Source organism: Micromonospora sp. NPDC048905, assembly GCF_040649655.1.
Lineage (GTDB): Bacteria > Actinomycetota > Actinomycetes > Mycobacteriales > Micromonosporaceae > Micromonospora.
Map to the genome: position 1 here is coordinate 868465 of NZ_JBEZFV010000001.1, position 14383 is coordinate 882847.

The following is a 14383-nucleotide window of genomic DNA, read 5'->3' on the forward strand; positions in this document are numbered from 1 at the left end:
CCGGCCTTCCGTCCGCAGCGCCGTCACTTCGGCGAGTCCAGCTCGTAATAGGGGTTGTAGATGACCTTGCGGTCGTCGCGCACCGCCACCCGGCCCCGGGCGGTCAGGTGCCGGCCCGGCTCGATCCCGGCGATGTGCCGTCGACCCAACCAGACCAGGGTGACCACGTCGGTGCCGTCGTACAGGTCGGCTTCCAGGGTGGGCAGGTTGGTGCGCGGCGTGTAGACCACCGTGCGCAGCCGACCAGCGACCGAGACCAGCTGGCCCCGCGAGCACTGCTGGGCGGGGATCCCGCCGCACTGGGCGCTCTCCCGACGCAGCTCCTGCGCGTCGATCTCGGCCTCGCTGGCGGTGAACCGTTGCAGGATGCGCCGCAGCGACACCCGGCCCTCGTCGGTCGTCATGACCTCCGCGTCACCCTCTCCACGCTCGCCGTCCCCGGCCGGCCCCGGCGGCGCCGGAACCGTGCCGCCAGCGTACGCCGACGGGGCTGGTTCCGGCGGGCCGGTGGACGCGGGTCAGACCTGGCGCGGCTCGGCGGCGGCGTCGCCCGCCTCGGCGTCGGTCTGGTCGGAGATCTCCCGGGGTAGCCGCAGCGGCAGTGGCTCGCGGACCGGCTTGGCCTCCTGGCCGCGGTCGACCACCAGGCCGTCCAGGCACTCGACGAGCGGCCCGGCCGCGGCCGGGTCGATGGCCACCGGCCCCTGGAACACGCCGCGGACCATCCAGCGCGGCCCGTCGACGCCGACGAACCGCAGATTCGTCGGGCCGTCCGGGGTGGGCACCTGGGCGTGCAGCTCCGGGCCGTACTCGCCGTCGACCTCCTGCGCGCTCGCCCCGTCGCGGAGCAGCGACTGGCGGATCTCCTCGCGCACCTCGTCCCAGATCCCCTCGGACCGGGGGGCGGCGAAGACACCCAGCTGGAGCGCGTTGTCGCCATGCACCAGCACGACCTGCTGGATCACGCCCTGCGGGTCGGCCTGCACCCGCACCTCGACCTCGGCGATCGCCGGGATGTGCAGGCTGCCCAGGTCGAGCCGCTGCACGTCGGCGTAGCTCTCGGAGATGTCGTACGGGCCGCGCTCCAGCGTCGGCGCCGCATCGCCCTGGTCCGGGACCTCGACGGCCTGATCGTCACGGGTGTGCCGTTCGGCATCGGCCCGCTTTCGGGAGAAGATCACTGCGCTCGCCCTCCGCTGTTCACACTCACCCTGCCACCTCTTCCGTCTGCCCGCGGCCCGGCTCGTCTGGCCGCGGCTCGACCCGGTCCTGGCCCGCCGGAGACGGCACCAGCCCGGCGTGACCACCGGTGGACCCGTGCCCGCCGGTCCCGCGCCGGGACGCGGGCAGCTCGACCACCGGCTCGAACCTCGCCCGCGCGACCTGTTGGACCACGAGCTGCGCGATGCGGTCGCCACGGGAGATCTTCGCCGGCAGATCCCGATCATGGTTGATCAGGTTGACCAGGATCTCACCCCGGTAGCCGGCGTCGACCGTACCGGGCGCGTTGAGCACCGTCACGCCGAGCCTGGCCGCCAGACCGGACCGGGGATGAACCAGACCCACGTACCCCTCCGGCAGCGCGATGGCGACGCCGGTGGGCACCAGGGCACGGCCGCCGGGCGGCAGCTCCACGTCCGCGGCCGCCACGAGGTCGGCCCCGGCGTCGCCGGGATGGGCGTACGTGGGCAACGGCAGCTCGGAGTCGAGCAGCTGCACGGGCACGGGTACGACGTCGGTCACGGGTCCCCTCTTCCGTCCGGTTCGCGGGCTGACCCTGCCATCCTGCCGGTTCGTCGAGCCGCCGTGCGCCGTACCCTCGCAGGAGTGAGCATGTCGCCCTCTCCGTCCGCCGACCAGCCGCCGGTCGACGCCCGCACGGCGTACGACGAACGGCTGGATCTGCCCTGGTGGCTGTGGCTGGCCGGGCTGGTGGCAGCCGCCTTGTTGGCCGTCGAGATCTGGATGGGCGCCGACGGCGTCCGGGCCTGGCTGCCGTTCGCCGTGCTGCTGCCGCTCACCGCCGCCGGGTTGTGGTGGCTGGGCCGGATCCGGGTGCGGGTCGCCGACTCGGAGCTGCGGGTGGACGACGCCCGCCTGCCGGTGCGTTTCGTGGCCGACGTGGTCCCGCTGGACGCCGCCGGTCGCCGTGAGGTGCTGGGCGTCGGCGCGGACCCGCTCGCCTTCGTCGTACAGCGACCGTGGATCGGCGGGGCCGTGCAGGTGGTGCTCGACGACCCGGCCGACCCGACCCCGTTCTGGGTGGTGAGCACGCGGCACCCGGTCGAGCTGGCCGAGGCGGTGCTGGCCGCGCGGGACGCGCTCGCGGTGATCGGTCCGACAGCGGAGGAGCCCGGCTGATCCGGCGCCACGGGCCGCTCAGGTGCCGGTCGGCGGACCCGGCAGGGCCTGCGGTGGCGCGGGCCGGGCGATGCCCCGCCGGCGCAGGTCCACCTGAAGCTGCTCGGCCATCTGCTGGGTGGCCCGCCGGTTGAGGAAGCTGGCCACCGCGGCGCCGGTCAGGAACGGCCCGAGTGTGGTGAGGTTGCGACCGAAGCGCCGCAGCAGCATGTCCCGCAGCTCCTTGCGGGCGGCGGTGCCGAGCACCGCACCCACTCCCACGCCGGGGACCATCGGGTTGACCCCGCGCTGGGTGGCCCAGGAGTGCACCAGGGCGACCGCCCGCTGACTGCCGGCGTCCGGCAGCGCCACACCGTGGATCTCGTGTAGCTCGCCGACCAGCTTCAGCTCCACCGCGACCACGGCCACCGTCTCGGCGGCGAGCAGCACCGGAGCGGAGAGCAGGGTCGGTGCGACAGTCCACTCGACGGCGGCGACTCCCCCACCGGCCGCGCCGATCGCGGCGGTGGTCCGCGACGCGTTGCGGATGAGCCGGTCGGCCAGGGCGGCGTCGTCCAGGCCGGGAAAGTGCTGGCGCAGGGTGTCCAGGTTTCGCACCGGTATGTGCGGGGCGACGTCCGCGACCGCGTCGACCATCCAGCGCATCGCGGCACGTGGCTTGAACAGGTCGGAGACGCCCCGGGCACGGGCCTGCCCGACCATCCGGGTCAGTAGTTGACGGCGACGGGCCGGCTCGATGTCGTCCGCGGTCAACGCCGCGACGGTCGCGCCGAGGTCGTCCGAGCCGCCGTCGGTGGCGCCGAGGTTGCCAGTGCCGCCGTCGGTGGCGCTGGGGTGGTCAGTGCCGCCGTCGGTGCTGCCGCCTCGATCGCTCATCGGACCTCCCGGTGCTGTGGCTACCCGCTACGAGTCAAGCAGGTACCCACCTCGGCCGCATGCCTACACCGGCAGCGGCGGCCCCGTTCCGGAGGCCGCCGCTGGTGTCGTGGTTGTCAGACGCACTCGCGGCAGATCAGCTCGCCGTTACGCTCGACCGCCAGCTGGCTACGGTGGTGGACCAGGAAGCAGCGGGCGCACCGGAACTCGTCCTGCTGCATCGGAAGCACCTTGACCGTGAGCTCCTCGTCGGCCAGATCGGCACCGGGCAGCTCGAAGCTCTCGGCCACCTCGGCCTCGTCGACGTCCACCGCGCCCGACTGTGAGTCGACGCGCCGTGCTTTGAGCTCTTCCAGGCTGTCCTCGCCGAGGTCGACCTCGTCGCGACGCGGGGCGTCGTAGTCGGTGGCCATCGGTTTCACTCTCCCATATCGATGTTGTCGCTTCCGGTTGTAACGCCGGACGACGCTGTTTCGGTTCCGCTGGCCGGCCACCACTTGTGTCGGGCACCCGACCCGAGGACCGAACGGGTCGAGCTCGCTGGGGCGACTCCCCTGCGAGCGCGGAACCTTACCCCCCCTTGGGCGAGGCATGTATACCGCCCTTGCGGCTGAGATGTACGCCCCTGCGCGCCAAGTTGTTCCCAATGTGATTCAGGCGACACGAAGATAGGGGTATTAGTACCCGGTCTGCGGTCGGCGCGCCGGCATGTCGGGCTGTTTCCACGCGACGGCCGGACAACCGTTAACCTCAGCGGCGTATTCGACGGCCGGCGGCCCGAGCGATCGCTCCTGGCCGTCACCACCCACTGGAGTCCGGGGAGGCTCTGATGAGTTTTGCGCGCGTGCGGGCACTCGTCGTCGTCGGCCTGCTGGCGATCATCGCCCTGGTCTTCGTCGTCGTGGCCGTGGTCCGCGACAGCCAGGGCGACGCGGGCACCGCGGCGGGATGCCCGGATGGCTGGCCGCTGGCGGATCTGACCCTGCGCGAGCGCAAGGACGTCAAGATCAACGTGTTCAACGCCACCGACCGGCCCGGCCTCGCCCACACCGTCAGCGACGAGTTCCGCAACCGCCAGTTCCAGGTCACCAAGACCGGGGACGAGAAGAAGCAGGTCGACAACGTCGCGGTGCTGCGGTACGGCCCGAACGGCGTCGGTTCCGCGCACCTGCTCGAGGCGTACTTCCTCAACGAGGCCAAGCGGGACTACCAGGAGAAGCGCACCGACGACACCGTGGACGTGGTGCTGGGCAACAACTTCCAGCAGCTCGCCACCACGACCGAGGTCAACCAGTCCCTCGGCGACTCGGGGCCACCGAAGGCGCCCGCGGGCTCCTGCCCGTCCCCGGCCGCCAAGTGACGGCGTAGCCACGCCGCGCGCCGTCGGATCGACAGGTCACGGTCCGCCGGCGGCGTCCAGCTCGGCGAGCCGGTCGTGCAGCGACGGGAAGAGCGCCGGCGGGGCCGCGACCACCAGGTCCGGCCCCGGCGGCCGACCGGCCAGGCCGGCGACCCGCACACCCGCCTCGGCGGCCACCAGCCCACCCGCGGCCAGGTCCCAGGCCGCGAGGCCCTTCTCGAAGTACGCGTCGAGCCGGCCCTCCGCGACCAGGCAGAGGTCCAGCGCGGCGGCGCCCAGCCGGCGGATGTCCCGGACGTGCGCGATCAACCCGGCCACCACCTGGGCCTGGTGCGCACGACGACGGGCGTCGTAGCCGAACCCGGTACCGACCAGCGCCTGACCCAGGTCCACCTCGGCGGAGCAGCGCAGCCGGACGCCGTCCCGCCAGGCGCCGCCCCCGGCCGTGGCCGTCCACTCCTCGCCGGTGCTCACGTTGCGCACCACGCCGGCGACCACCACCCCGTGCACCTCGGCGGCCAGCGACACCGCGCTGTACGGCAGCCCGTAGAGGTAGTTCACGGTGCCGTCGATCGGGTCGACGATCCACCGCACCCCGCCCGGCGCGACCGGCCCGGTGTCCCCGCTGCCGTACTCCTCGCCGAGTACCGCGTCGTCCGGCCGCGCCCGCTTCAGCGCGTCGAGCACCTGCCGTTCGACCGCCCGATCGGCGGCGGTGACCACGTCGGTGACCGTACTCTTGGTCGCGGCCACGGAAACTCCCTCGGCGCGCATCCGGTACGCGGTGGCCGCCGCGTCCCGCGCCACGTCGAGCGCGATCGCCAAAAGATCCCGAGGTGACGGTGCCGAACTGTGCATCCCAACGCCCCCTTCCCGCACGACCGGGGTGTTCCGGGCCACGCGCGGGTATCATCCTTACAAAGTCCAGATCAGCGTCGAATCAGCGGTCCCACCGTCGTTACGCAGTGCGGCGCAGGATGATCGCCGCAGACGGCGTTACAATTCACCCCTGCCCACGCGCCACGGACCGCCGACCACCGGCCGGCCCGGGACGCGAGGGTCCCTCAACCACATCGCCCGGCCCGGTTGCCCCATGCTGTGCCGGACGACCCGGCCGTGCCCGCTCTTCGCCTCCGGAAGGTCATTCGTGACAGAACCCCGCCAGACCGGCGCCGACGTTCGCTCGCTCACCGACACCCTGATCGCCCACGCGCAGAGCGCCGGTGGTCAGCTGACGTCGGCCCAGCTCGCGCGCACCGTCGAGTCCGCCGAGGTGACTCCGGCCCAGGCCAAGAAGATCCTGCGGGCGCTCTCCGAGGCGGGAGTGACCGTAGTGGTGGACGGCTCGGCGAGCACCCGCCGCCGGGTCGCCGCGGCCCGGTCGACCACGCCGGCGTCCCGGGCCACCACCGCCAAGACCACCAAGAAGGCCGCCGCGCCGGCCCCGAAGCAGGCGCCAGCCGGCGACGACGCGCCGGCGACGCCGGCCCCACGCAAGGCGACCGCGAGCAAGGCCACCGGCGCCTCCGCCGCGGCGGCTCCGGCGAAGGCGACCAAGTCGACCCGAGCCACCAAGGCGACGGTGGCCGCGGCCGCCGGTGCCAAACCGACGAAGGCCGCCGGCAAGGCAAAGGGCGAGGGCGCCGACGGCGAGATCGACCCGGAGGAACTGGCCGCCGCGATCGAGGACGTGGTGGTCGAGGAGCCGGCCGAGCTGGCCCAGGCCGCCGAGACCGACGCCGCCGCCTCGGCGACCGACAACGACTTCGAGTGGGACGACGAGGAGTCCGAGGCGCTCAAGCAGGCCCGGCGGGACGCCGAGCTGACCGCCTCGGCCGACTCGGTCCGCGCGTACCTGAAGCAGATCGGCAAGGTTCCGCTGCTCAACGCCGAGCAGGAGGTGGAGCTGGCCAAGCGGATCGAGGCCGGGCTCTACGCCGCCGAGCGGCTGCGCGCCGCCGACGAGGGCGAAGAGAAGCTCGTCCGGGACATGGTCCGTGACCTGGGCTGGATCTCCCGTGACGGCGAGCGCGCCAAGAACCACCTCCTGGAGGCGAACCTCCGACTGGTGGTGTCGCTGGCCAAGAGGTACACGGGTCGCGGCATGGCCTTCCTCGACCTGATCCAGGAGGGCAACCTCGGCCTGATCCGCGCGGTGGAGAAGTTCGACTACACCAAGGGCTACAAGTTCTCCACGTACGCCACCTGGTGGATCCGGCAGGCGATCACCCGCGCGATGGCCGACCAGGCCCGCACCATCCGCATCCCGGTGCACATGGTCGAGGTCATCAACAAGCTCGGCCGCATACAGCGCGAGCTGCTCCAGGATCTGGGTCGCGAGCCCACTCCGGAGGAGCTGGCCAAGGAGATGGACATCACACCCGAGAAGGTGCTGGAGATCCAGCAGTACGCTCGGGAGCCCATCTCCCTGGACCAGACCATCGGTGACGAGGGCGACAGCCAGCTCGGTGACTTCATCGAGGATTCCGAGGCCGTGGTCGCGGTCGACGCGGTCTCGTTCTCGCTCCTGCAGGACCAGCTCCAGCAGGTGCTGCAGACGCTCTCCGAGCGTGAGGCGGGTGTGGTACGCCTCCGCTTCGGCCTGACCGACGGCCAGCCCCGGACGCTTGACGAGATCGGCCAGGTCTACGGGGTGACCCGGGAGCGGATCCGGCAGATCGAGTCCAAGACGATGTCCAAGCTGCGTCACCCGTCCCGGTCGCAGGTCCTCCGGGATTACCTGGACTGAGCCGGTTTCGTCAACCGAACGTGTCGTTTTGACCACCTGGTGTGCAACACGAGATGGTGATCGTCCGGATGCACGAATGTGATCGTTGACGTGGCACCCTGGGTGCACGGCACACTGTCCCTGCCAGGTGTGACCTCGGTCCCCCGCGGGCACACAGGGAAGGCAGTGCCTAGCAAGGGTGTTGCACCATAGGTGAGCAACGACCGAAGAGATTGTTCATCGGTGACGACCAGAGGAGGAAGGCGATGACCCCGACCCTCACGCCGCCGCCCGTGACGGCGGCTCCCCCAGCCGCCGATGAACGGTGCGACCGCTGCAATGCTGCCGGGAAGCTCCGGATCACCCTCACGGGTGGGAGCGAGTTGGTGTTCTGCGGGCACCATGCGAACAAGTACGCGGAGGATCTCGTGAAGATCACCGAGCGGTTCGCGACGGAGCCCGATTTCAGCTGGCGTGGCGCCGATCTGATGGCGAACTAAATCCGCTAACCGACATAGCCGACCGGAGGTCCCCCGAGGGGACCTCCGGTCGGCTTTTTCTGTCCGAACCGCCACGCCCGCCCCACGCCGAACGCGCCCCCGCAACCCGCAACCCGCGCCCCGTGCGCCGCACCCCGTGCCCCGTGCCCCGTGCCCCGCACCCCGCGTGCCGCACCCCGTGCGCTGCACCCCGTGCGCTGCACCCCGTGCGCTGCACCCCGCGTCCCGCACCCCGCGTCGTCCCGCACCCCGCGTCCCGCACCCCGCGTGCCGCACCCCGCGGTGCCGCACCCTGCGCCGCACCCCCGTGCGCCCACCCCGAGCGCCGCACCCCGTGCGCCCACCCCGGGCGCCGCACCCCGTACGCCGCGCCCCGGCAACTTCTCCGATGTTGCTGTCTCCGACGCCACCGAGACAGCAACATCCCTGATCCTGCAGTGATCTTGACGACGACCACCGCCCTCGGGACACCGGGAGCGAGATCCAAGCGCCACCGGCCGACCAAGGTCACGCTCGAACCAGGATGTAGTGGCCTCACCAACCCACCGACACCACTACATCGTGGATCTAGCGCGATCTTGAGGATCGGGGCGCGCCCGCGGAGGGCATGTGCGGCCGTCCGGGCAGGCAAGCCTCGACACCACCCCAGACCCCCGTGATCCACTCGGTTTCACGGAAGTCGCGCTTTCCCCCCGGCTCGAACACCGCGTTTTCAAGGAAGCCGAGTGGATCACGCCGCCACGCCGCCACGCCGCCACTCCGCCACGCCGCCACTCCGCCAGGCCGCCACGCCGCCACGCCGCCACGCCGCCAGGGCGCCAGGCCGCCAGGCCGCCAGGCCGCCACGTCGCCAGGCCGCCACGTCGCCAGGCCGCCACGTCGCCAGGGCGCCACCCGGCTGGTGTGGTGGGGCCGGGCGGGTGGATCTGTACGGGGGGGCCGTTCCTCGGCGGGTCTAGAGGGTCTGGACGGTGGCGATGCGTTCCTCCAGCTGCTCGATGGTGGCCTGCGCGCTCGGCGGCCCGCCGCACAGCCGACGCAACTCGGCATGGATCTTGCCGTGCGGCTGGCCGGTGCGGTGGTGTCGGGCGGCCACCAGAGCGTTCAGTTGGCGCCGGAGCGCCACGCGACGCTGGGCGGCACTCAGAGGTGCCGGTGGTGCCACGGTGGGCGCAGCGGCCGGCTGAGAGGCCGCGTCGGCGGTACGGCGGCGTTGGGCGGCAAGTTGGGCGGCCTGCCGCTTGGTCAGCAGCAGGGACACCTGGTCGGCGGTGAGCAGGCCGGGCAGGCCGAGGTATTCCTCCTCCTCGGGGGTGCCGGCCTGTGCCGCGGTGCCGAACGACGCCCCGTCGAAGATCACCTGGTCCAGCTCGGCGGTGGCCGACAGCGCGGCGAACCGCTTCTCCAGCTCGCCGCTGGCCTGGTCGTCGCGCTGCGCGCGTTCCAGCAGGTCGTCGTCGAAACCGTCGGATTCCTTGGGTTTGCCGAGCACGTGGTCCCGCTCGGTCTCCATCTCGCTGGCCAGGCCGAGCAGGTGCGGCACGCTGGGCAGGAACACCGACGCGGTCTCCCCGGGGCGGCGGGCCCGGACGAACCGGCCGATCGCCTGGGCGAAGTAGAGCGGCGTGCTGGCGCTGGTGGCGTAGACCCCGACCGCGAGTCGGGGGATGTCCACCCCCTCGGACACCATCCGCACCGCGACCAGCCAGCGCTGGTCGGACGCCGCGAACGTCGCGATCCGGGCGGATGCGCCCTGGTCGTCGGAGAGCACCACGGCGGCCTTCTCGCCGGTCACCTGCTCGATCAACTTGGCGTACGAGCGGGCGGTCTGCTGGTCGGTGGCGATGATCAGACCACCGGCGTCGGCCATCCCCGCGTTACGGAGCACGGTGAGTCGGGCGTCGGCGGCCCGCAGCACCTGCGGCATCCAGTCCCCGGCCGGGTCCAGGGCGGTACGCCAGGCCTGCGCCACCAGATCCTGCGTCATGGGCTCACCGAGGCGGGCGGCCAACTCCTCCCCCGCGTTGGTCCGCCACCGGGTCTCCCCGGAGTACGCCAGGAAGAGCACCGGCCGGACCACGCCGTCGCGCAGCGCGTCGGAGTAGCCGTACACGGAGTCGGCGCGGGAGCGCATGAGCCCGTCCCCGCCCCGCTCGTAGCTGACGAACGGGATCGGGTTGTCGTCGGAGCGGAACGGCGTCCCGGTCAGCATCAGCCGGCGTACGGCGGGTTCGAAGGCGTTCTTCACGCCGTCGCCCCAGGACCGGGAGTCCCCCGCGTGGTGGATCTCGTCGAGGATGACCAGGGTGCGCCGGGTCATGGTGCGCCGGCGGTGCACCTGCGGGGCCATTCCGACCTGGGCGTAGGTGACCACCGCGCCGTGGAAGTCGGCCGCGGAGTGCAGGTCGGCGTTGCGGAAGGCGGCGTCGAGTTGGATGCCCACCCGGGCCGCGGCGTCGGACCACTGGTTCTTCAGGTGCTCGGTCGGGGCGACCACGGTGACCGCCTCGATGGTGCCGTCGGCGAGCAGTTCGGCCGCGATCCGCAGGGCGAAGGTGGTCTTGCCGGCACCTGGCGTGGCGACCGCGGTGAAGTCGTCGGTACGCCGACGCAGGTATTCCACCAGGGCCTTACGCTGCCAGGAGCGTAGTGCCGGGAACGTCTCGAGCACCGGCGTCCGGGCTGCCACGCGAAGCTCCTCTCCGACCGCACGAACGCGGATCCGGGGCGAGGGCCACGAGTCCCGCCGCCCATGAAAACGCCTCCGCGCAGTAGCTGCCGCGAAGGCCGACTCAGCATAACCAGCACGGGCCCCACGGCCCAGGCGACGCCACGCTGGTCACAATCCCGCACTCACCCGAACAGCGGCCGGGCCGTTCACCACTCCCGGTCGGTACGCGGATCCGCCCCACCGGTGCGCGGTGGGCGCAGCGTCGCCACCGGGGCGGACCAGCGTCGGCGCAGTGCGATCAGGCGCAGCCCGAAGACCAGGACGGCGGCCGCGGTGAGCGACGCGGGCGCGGTCTGCCCGGTGACGTACAGCAGCACCACCGTGACCGACCCGGCCAGCGCGGCCAGCGCGTAGATCTCCCGGCGCAGCACGACCGGGATCTCGGCGGTGAGCAGGTCGCGGGCGAGCCCGCCGCCGATCGCGGTGAGCATGCCGATGAGGCAGGCGCCGACGGCCGGCACCCGGGCGTCGAGCGCCTTGAGCGTGCCGGTGACGGTGAACAGCGCGAGGCCCGCCGCGTCCAGCACCAGCACGGTGGTGCGCAGTCGGGCCAGTTGTGGGTGCAACCAGAAGGTGGCCAGCGCGGTGATCGCGGCGGTGGCCACGTACCGCCAGTCGGCGAAGGCCAGCGGCGGCGCCTCGTCGATGACCAGGTCCCGGAAGATCCCACCGCCGAGGGCGGCCACGAACCCGACGAACGCGACGCCGAAGAGGTCCAGCCGTTTGGCCACCGCCGCCGACGCCCCGGACGCGGCGAACACCGCGACGCCGGTCAGGTCGGCGAGGAGCAGGGCGGTGGAGGTGGTCACCGCCGCAGGCTACGTCGCCGGCCGGAGCGCCGGCCGAGGTTCACTCGCGGTACGAGTCGTAGATCTCCTTGCACTTCGGGCAGACCGGCGAACCCGGCTTGGCGGCCTTGGTGACCGGGAAGGTCTCGCCGCAGAGCGCGACGACGAAGGTGCCCATGACGGCACTCTCGGCGATCTTCTCCTTGCGGACGTAGTGGAACATCTCGGGACCGGTGTCGGCGTCCTTCAGCTCGGGACGCTCGAGAACCTCTGTGCTCACGTCTGCACCTCCAACCGACAAGTTTGGCAGGTCATCACGGCCGGGTCCACCTGAGGCCGGCGGGAGCCCGACCCCGTACGGTGCCCGGGTGACTGACTTTCACCTCAGCTACGGCACCGAGGTCGCCGACGCCCTGCGCGACGGCCGGCCCGTCGTCGCACTGGAGAGCACCATCGTCTCGCACGGGCTGCCCCGCCCGGAGAACCTACGGGTGGCCAGGGAAATCGAGCGGGCGGTCCGGGACGCCGGGGCCGTTCCCGCGACGATCGGCATGATCGGCGGCAAGCTGGTGGTCGGCCTGGACGACGCACAGCTGACCCGACTGGCGACGGTCGATGGAGTGACGAAACTCTCCGTCCGCGACCTCGCGGTGGCGGCGGCGAGCGGCGTGGACGGCGCCACCACGGTTGCCGCGACAAGCGCCGTGGCCGCCGCGGCCGGCATCGGGGTGTTCGCCACCGGCGGGTTGGGTGGGGTGCACCGGGAGGCCGCGCACACCTTCGACGAGTCGGCCGACCTGGTCACCCTGGCCCAGACCCCGATCGTGGTGGTCTGCGCCGGCGTCAAGTCGATCCTCGACGTGGGCGCGACGCTGGAGCGCCTGGAGACCCTCGGGGTCGCCGTGCTCGGTTACCGCACCCGCCGGTTCCCCGGCTTCTACCGCACCGACGCCGGCTTCGACCTGGACTGGTCGGTGGACTCCCCCGAGCAGGTCGCCGACGTACTCGCCGCCCGGGACGCGCACGCGTTGCACACCGGCGGGCTGCTCGTCGCCAACCCGTTGCCGGTCGACGAACAGCTCGACCCGGAGCTGCACGACCGGACGCTCGCCGACGGTCTGGCCCTGCTGGAGCGGGACGGGATCACCGGAAAGGCCGTCACCCCGTACCTGCTGGCGCACTTCCACTCGGCCACCGAGGGCGCGAGCCTCACCGTGAACGTCCGGATCATTCTGCGCAACGCCGATCTGGCCGCGCGGATCGCGGTCGCCGCGGCGGCCCGCGACACCGCCGCCGCGGTATGACCCGACCGGCCCGGGTGATCGTCGTCGGGGACGTGATCACCGATGTGGTCGCGGTGCTGAACGGGCCGCTCGCGGCCGGCTCGGACACCGGAGCCGAGATCAGTATCGGCGGCGGGGGCCAGGCGGCCAACACCGCCGCCTGGGTCGCCGCTCAGCGGGTGGACGTCACGCTCGTCGCCGCCGTCGGGAACGACGACGCCGGGCGGGACCGGGTCGCCGAGTTGGAACGGGCGGGTGTCGACTGCGCGATCGAGCGGGTCGAGGACGTGCCGACCGGCACGGTGATCGTGTTGGCGACCGACGACGAGCGCACCATGGTCAACCAGCGGGGTGCGAACCTGCGGCTGAGCGCCGCGCACGTCGAGCGGGCCCTCGCGGCGGTGCCCGACGCCGGGCATCTGCACCTGTCCGCGTACACCCTCCTGGACGCCGGGTCGCGCGACGCCGGGCTGCGGGCGTTGGCCGCCGCCCGCGAGCGCGGGCTCACCACGAGCGTCGACGCGGCCTCCGCGGCGCCGCTGCGGCGGGTGGGCGCGGCGGCGTTCCTGAGTTGGGTACGCGACGTCGACCTGCTGCTGGTCAACGCGGACGAGGCCACGGTGCTGGCCGGCGGCCTGGACCCGGCGGCGCAGGGGCGGGCACTGTCGGCGACGGCCTGGCGGGTGGTGGTGAAGCGCGGCGCGGCCGGCGCGGTCTGGGTCGACCGCAGCGCGGCGGTCTGGGTGGCGCCCGCCCGGCGGGTGGCGGTACGGGACGTCACGGGGGCGGGCGACGCCTTCGCGGCCGGCCTGCTCACCGCCTGGCTCGCCGGCGCCGCCCCGACCGCGGCGCTGACCCGCGCCACCGACCTGGGCGCGCTGGCCGTCTCGACGGTCGGCGCACGGCCACAGCCGTAGAGGCTGGCGCACTGCACTGCCCGCAGCAGTAGCGGTCGCGGCGCACGGCCGCAGCCGTGAGTGTCGAACCCTGGCCCGTTCGCGGGTCAGGGTTCGACGTCGATGACCTTGTGGTGGCGCTCCTCCGCAGTGAGGCTCATCGGCGGGGTGTCGTCCGTGTGCCGGCGGTGGAACCGGTTGGCCAGCCGGTGTTCCTCCTTGGGCGGCCGGTCGTTGGCCAGCAGCACGGCCAGCCACGGGATGAGCACCATGCCGAGGACGCACAACGGCAGCCAGAGCCAGAGCAGTGGGGCGTTCGCACCGACCAGGACCGCGCCGACGATGATGCAGGCCACCCGGATGCCCATCATCAGGACATAGCGGCGCTGACGGCTGGTGAGCTGGTCACCCTGGCTGCGCGAGGCGTCGGTGATCAGAATCGGCTGGTAGGCCTGACGCTTCACCTGGGACCTCCTCGAGGGGATTACGCCTCATCCTGTCACCGCGAGGCCGTGATCAGCGAAATTCGACTCATCCCCATGCGTGTTACGCCCGTGGTACGCTCCGCGACGTGGGCAGCAGGTTCAGCTTCACCGACGAGGCGTTGGCCAACCTGAGGGTCTACGACGTCACGCCCGGGGAAGTCTGGGAGGCGCTGCACAGCGCCCGACGGGTCATTCGTCACCTGGGCGACGACGTCATGGTGGTCTACGCCGCCGCCCGTCGGGGCCGCCGACTGGCGGTGCTGCTCGCCGAGGCCGATGGCACCGACAACGACTGGGACATCCTCTCCGCCCGCGAGTTGAGCGACGTCGAGTCCAAGCGCTACGACGAGGCCGTGCGGAGATCTCGCCGATGAG

Annotated in this window: 17 protein-coding genes; 7 read left to right on the forward strand and 10 right to left on the reverse strand. The window is 72.3% G+C overall.

Features of this window, described 5'->3' with window-relative positions:
- Positions 1 to 23: 23 nt before the first annotated feature.
- The 3 genes from AB0C01_RS04105 to dut form a co-directional block, all read right to left on the reverse strand.
- Complete coding sequence (locus tag AB0C01_RS04105) at positions 24 to 404, reverse strand: OB-fold nucleic acid binding domain-containing protein (RefSeq protein WP_357070298.1); 381 nt, start codon at positions 402 to 404, stop codon at positions 24 to 26.
- 114 nt (positions 405 to 518) lie between these two features.
- On the reverse strand, positions 519 to 1181 hold the full coding sequence (locus tag AB0C01_RS04110; RefSeq protein WP_357570173.1) for a DUF3710 domain-containing protein: 663 nt from the start codon (positions 1179 to 1181) through the stop codon (positions 519 to 521).
- A 25-nt stretch (positions 1182 to 1206) separates the two neighbouring features.
- The gene (gene dut / locus AB0C01_RS04115; RefSeq protein WP_357570174.1) at positions 1207 to 1743 is read right to left on the reverse strand and encodes a dUTP diphosphatase; all 537 of its coding nucleotides are present in this window, start codon (positions 1741 to 1743) and stop codon (positions 1207 to 1209) included.
- 90 nt (positions 1744 to 1833) lie between these two features.
- On the opposite strand from dut, the gene AB0C01_RS04120 reads away from it, so the two are divergent.
- A complete protein-coding gene (locus AB0C01_RS04120; protein ID WP_357570175.1) occupies positions 1834 to 2361 on the forward strand; it encodes a DUF3093 domain-containing protein in 528 nt (175 codons plus the stop codon).
- Positions 2362 to 2379: 18 nt separating this feature from the next.
- Here the strand turns inward: AB0C01_RS04120 and AB0C01_RS04125 are convergent, their stop codons facing one another.
- Both AB0C01_RS04125 and AB0C01_RS04130 read right to left on the reverse strand, forming a co-directional pair.
- Positions 2380 to 3237 carry a hypothetical protein gene (locus tag AB0C01_RS04125; RefSeq protein WP_357570176.1) on the reverse strand — a complete coding sequence of 286 codons (858 nt, stop codon included), beginning with the start codon at positions 3235 to 3237 and terminating at the stop codon, positions 2380 to 2382.
- 116 nt (positions 3238 to 3353) lie between these two features.
- Positions 3354 to 3650 (reverse strand): DUF4193 domain-containing protein, encoded by a 297-nt coding sequence (locus AB0C01_RS04130; RefSeq protein ID WP_007075406.1) that lies wholly within the window; start codon positions 3648 to 3650, stop codon positions 3354 to 3356.
- Positions 3651 to 4081: 431 nt separating this feature from the next.
- Here AB0C01_RS04130 and AB0C01_RS04135 point away from each other — a divergent pair, with 431 nt between their 5' ends.
- Positions 4082 to 4597, forward strand: coding sequence for a LytR C-terminal domain-containing protein (locus AB0C01_RS04135; protein ID WP_357248051.1), 516 nt, complete (start codon positions 4082 to 4084; stop codon positions 4595 to 4597).
- Positions 4598 to 4633: 36 nt separating this feature from the next.
- On the opposite strand, the gene AB0C01_RS04140 is transcribed toward AB0C01_RS04135, so the two are convergent.
- Positions 4634 to 5455, reverse strand: coding sequence for an inositol monophosphatase family protein (locus AB0C01_RS04140; protein ID WP_357570177.1), 822 nt, complete (start codon positions 5453 to 5455; stop codon positions 4634 to 4636).
- A gap of 289 nt (positions 5456 to 5744) precedes the next feature.
- Here AB0C01_RS04140 and AB0C01_RS04145 point away from each other — a divergent pair, with 289 nt between their 5' ends.
- Positions 5745 to 7346: an RNA polymerase sigma factor gene (locus AB0C01_RS04145; RefSeq protein WP_357247613.1), complete on the forward strand. Its 1602-nt coding sequence runs from the start codon at positions 5745 to 5747 to the stop codon at positions 7344 to 7346.
- Between the two features lie 245 nt (positions 7347 to 7591).
- The gene (locus tag AB0C01_RS04150) at positions 7592 to 7825 is read left to right on the forward strand and encodes a hypothetical protein (protein ID WP_030489368.1); all 234 of its coding nucleotides are present in this window, start codon (positions 7592 to 7594) and stop codon (positions 7823 to 7825) included.
- A gap of 955 nt (positions 7826 to 8780) precedes the next feature.
- Here the strand turns inward: AB0C01_RS04150 and AB0C01_RS04155 are convergent.
- The 3 genes from AB0C01_RS04155 to AB0C01_RS04165 form a co-directional block, all read right to left on the reverse strand.
- On the reverse strand, positions 8781 to 10514 hold the full coding sequence (locus AB0C01_RS04155) for a DEAD/DEAH box helicase (RefSeq protein WP_357247610.1): 1734 nt from the start codon (positions 10512 to 10514) through the stop codon (positions 8781 to 8783).
- Positions 10515 to 10702: 188 nt separating this feature from the next.
- Positions 10703 to 11365: a trimeric intracellular cation channel family protein gene (locus tag AB0C01_RS04160; protein WP_357570178.1), complete on the reverse strand. Its 663-nt coding sequence runs from the start codon at positions 11363 to 11365 to the stop codon at positions 10703 to 10705.
- 40 nt (positions 11366 to 11405) lie between these two features.
- The gene (locus AB0C01_RS04165; protein WP_007456912.1) at positions 11406 to 11624 is read right to left on the reverse strand and encodes a DUF3039 domain-containing protein; all 219 of its coding nucleotides are present in this window, start codon (positions 11622 to 11624) and stop codon (positions 11406 to 11408) included.
- An 88-nt stretch (positions 11625 to 11712) separates the two neighbouring features.
- Between AB0C01_RS04165 and AB0C01_RS04170 the strand changes: the two genes are divergently transcribed.
- Both AB0C01_RS04170 and AB0C01_RS04175 read left to right on the forward strand, forming a co-directional pair.
- Positions 11713 to 12648, forward strand: a complete 936-nt coding sequence (locus AB0C01_RS04170; RefSeq protein ID WP_357570179.1) for a pseudouridine-5'-phosphate glycosidase — start codon at positions 11713 to 11715, stop codon at positions 12646 to 12648.
- Entirely contained in the window at positions 12645 to 13544 is a 900-nt protein-coding gene (locus AB0C01_RS04175) for a PfkB family carbohydrate kinase (RefSeq protein ID WP_357247601.1), read from the forward strand. Before AB0C01_RS04170 ends, AB0C01_RS04175 begins: the two co-directional genes overlap by 4 nt.
- An 86-nt stretch (positions 13545 to 13630) precedes the next feature.
- On the opposite strand, the gene AB0C01_RS04180 is transcribed toward AB0C01_RS04175, so the two are convergent.
- Positions 13631 to 13987 carry a DUF3099 domain-containing protein gene (locus AB0C01_RS04180; RefSeq protein WP_357247598.1) on the reverse strand — a complete coding sequence of 119 codons (357 nt, stop codon included), beginning with the start codon at positions 13985 to 13987 and terminating at the stop codon, positions 13631 to 13633.
- A gap of 107 nt (positions 13988 to 14094) precedes the next feature.
- Between AB0C01_RS04180 and AB0C01_RS04185 the strand changes: the two genes are divergently transcribed.
- Positions 14095 to 14382: a hypothetical protein gene (locus AB0C01_RS04185; RefSeq protein WP_074318059.1), complete on the forward strand. Its 288-nt coding sequence runs from the start codon at positions 14095 to 14097 to the stop codon at positions 14380 to 14382.
- Position 14383: the final 1 nt, after the last annotated feature.

Excerpts from the sequence above, each read along its gene's own strand:
- AB0C01_RS04105 (WP_357070298.1), bottom strand. The coding sequence starts at position 404 with ATGACGACCGACGAGGGCCGGGTGTCGCTGCGGCGCATCCTGCAACGG.
- AB0C01_RS04120 (WP_357570175.1), top strand. The coding sequence starts at position 1,834 with ATGTCGCCCTCTCCGTCCGCCGACCAGCCGCCGGTCGACGCCCGCACG.
- AB0C01_RS04125 (WP_357570176.1), bottom strand. The coding sequence starts at position 3,237 with ATGAGCGATCGAGGCGGCAGCACCGACGGCGGCACTGACCACCCCAGC.
- AB0C01_RS04130 (WP_007075406.1), bottom strand. The coding sequence starts at position 3,650 with ATGGCCACCGACTACGACGCCCCGCGTCGCGACGAGGTCGACCTCGGC.
- AB0C01_RS04140 (WP_357570177.1), bottom strand. The coding sequence starts at position 5,455 with ATGCACAGTTCGGCACCGTCACCTCGGGATCTTTTGGCGATCGCGCTC.
- AB0C01_RS04150 (WP_030489368.1), top strand. The coding sequence starts at position 7,592 with ATGACCCCGACCCTCACGCCGCCGCCCGTGACGGCGGCTCCCCCAGCC.
- AB0C01_RS04175 (WP_357247601.1), top strand. The coding sequence starts at position 12,645 with ATGACCCGACCGGCCCGGGTGATCGTCGTCGGGGACGTGATCACCGAT.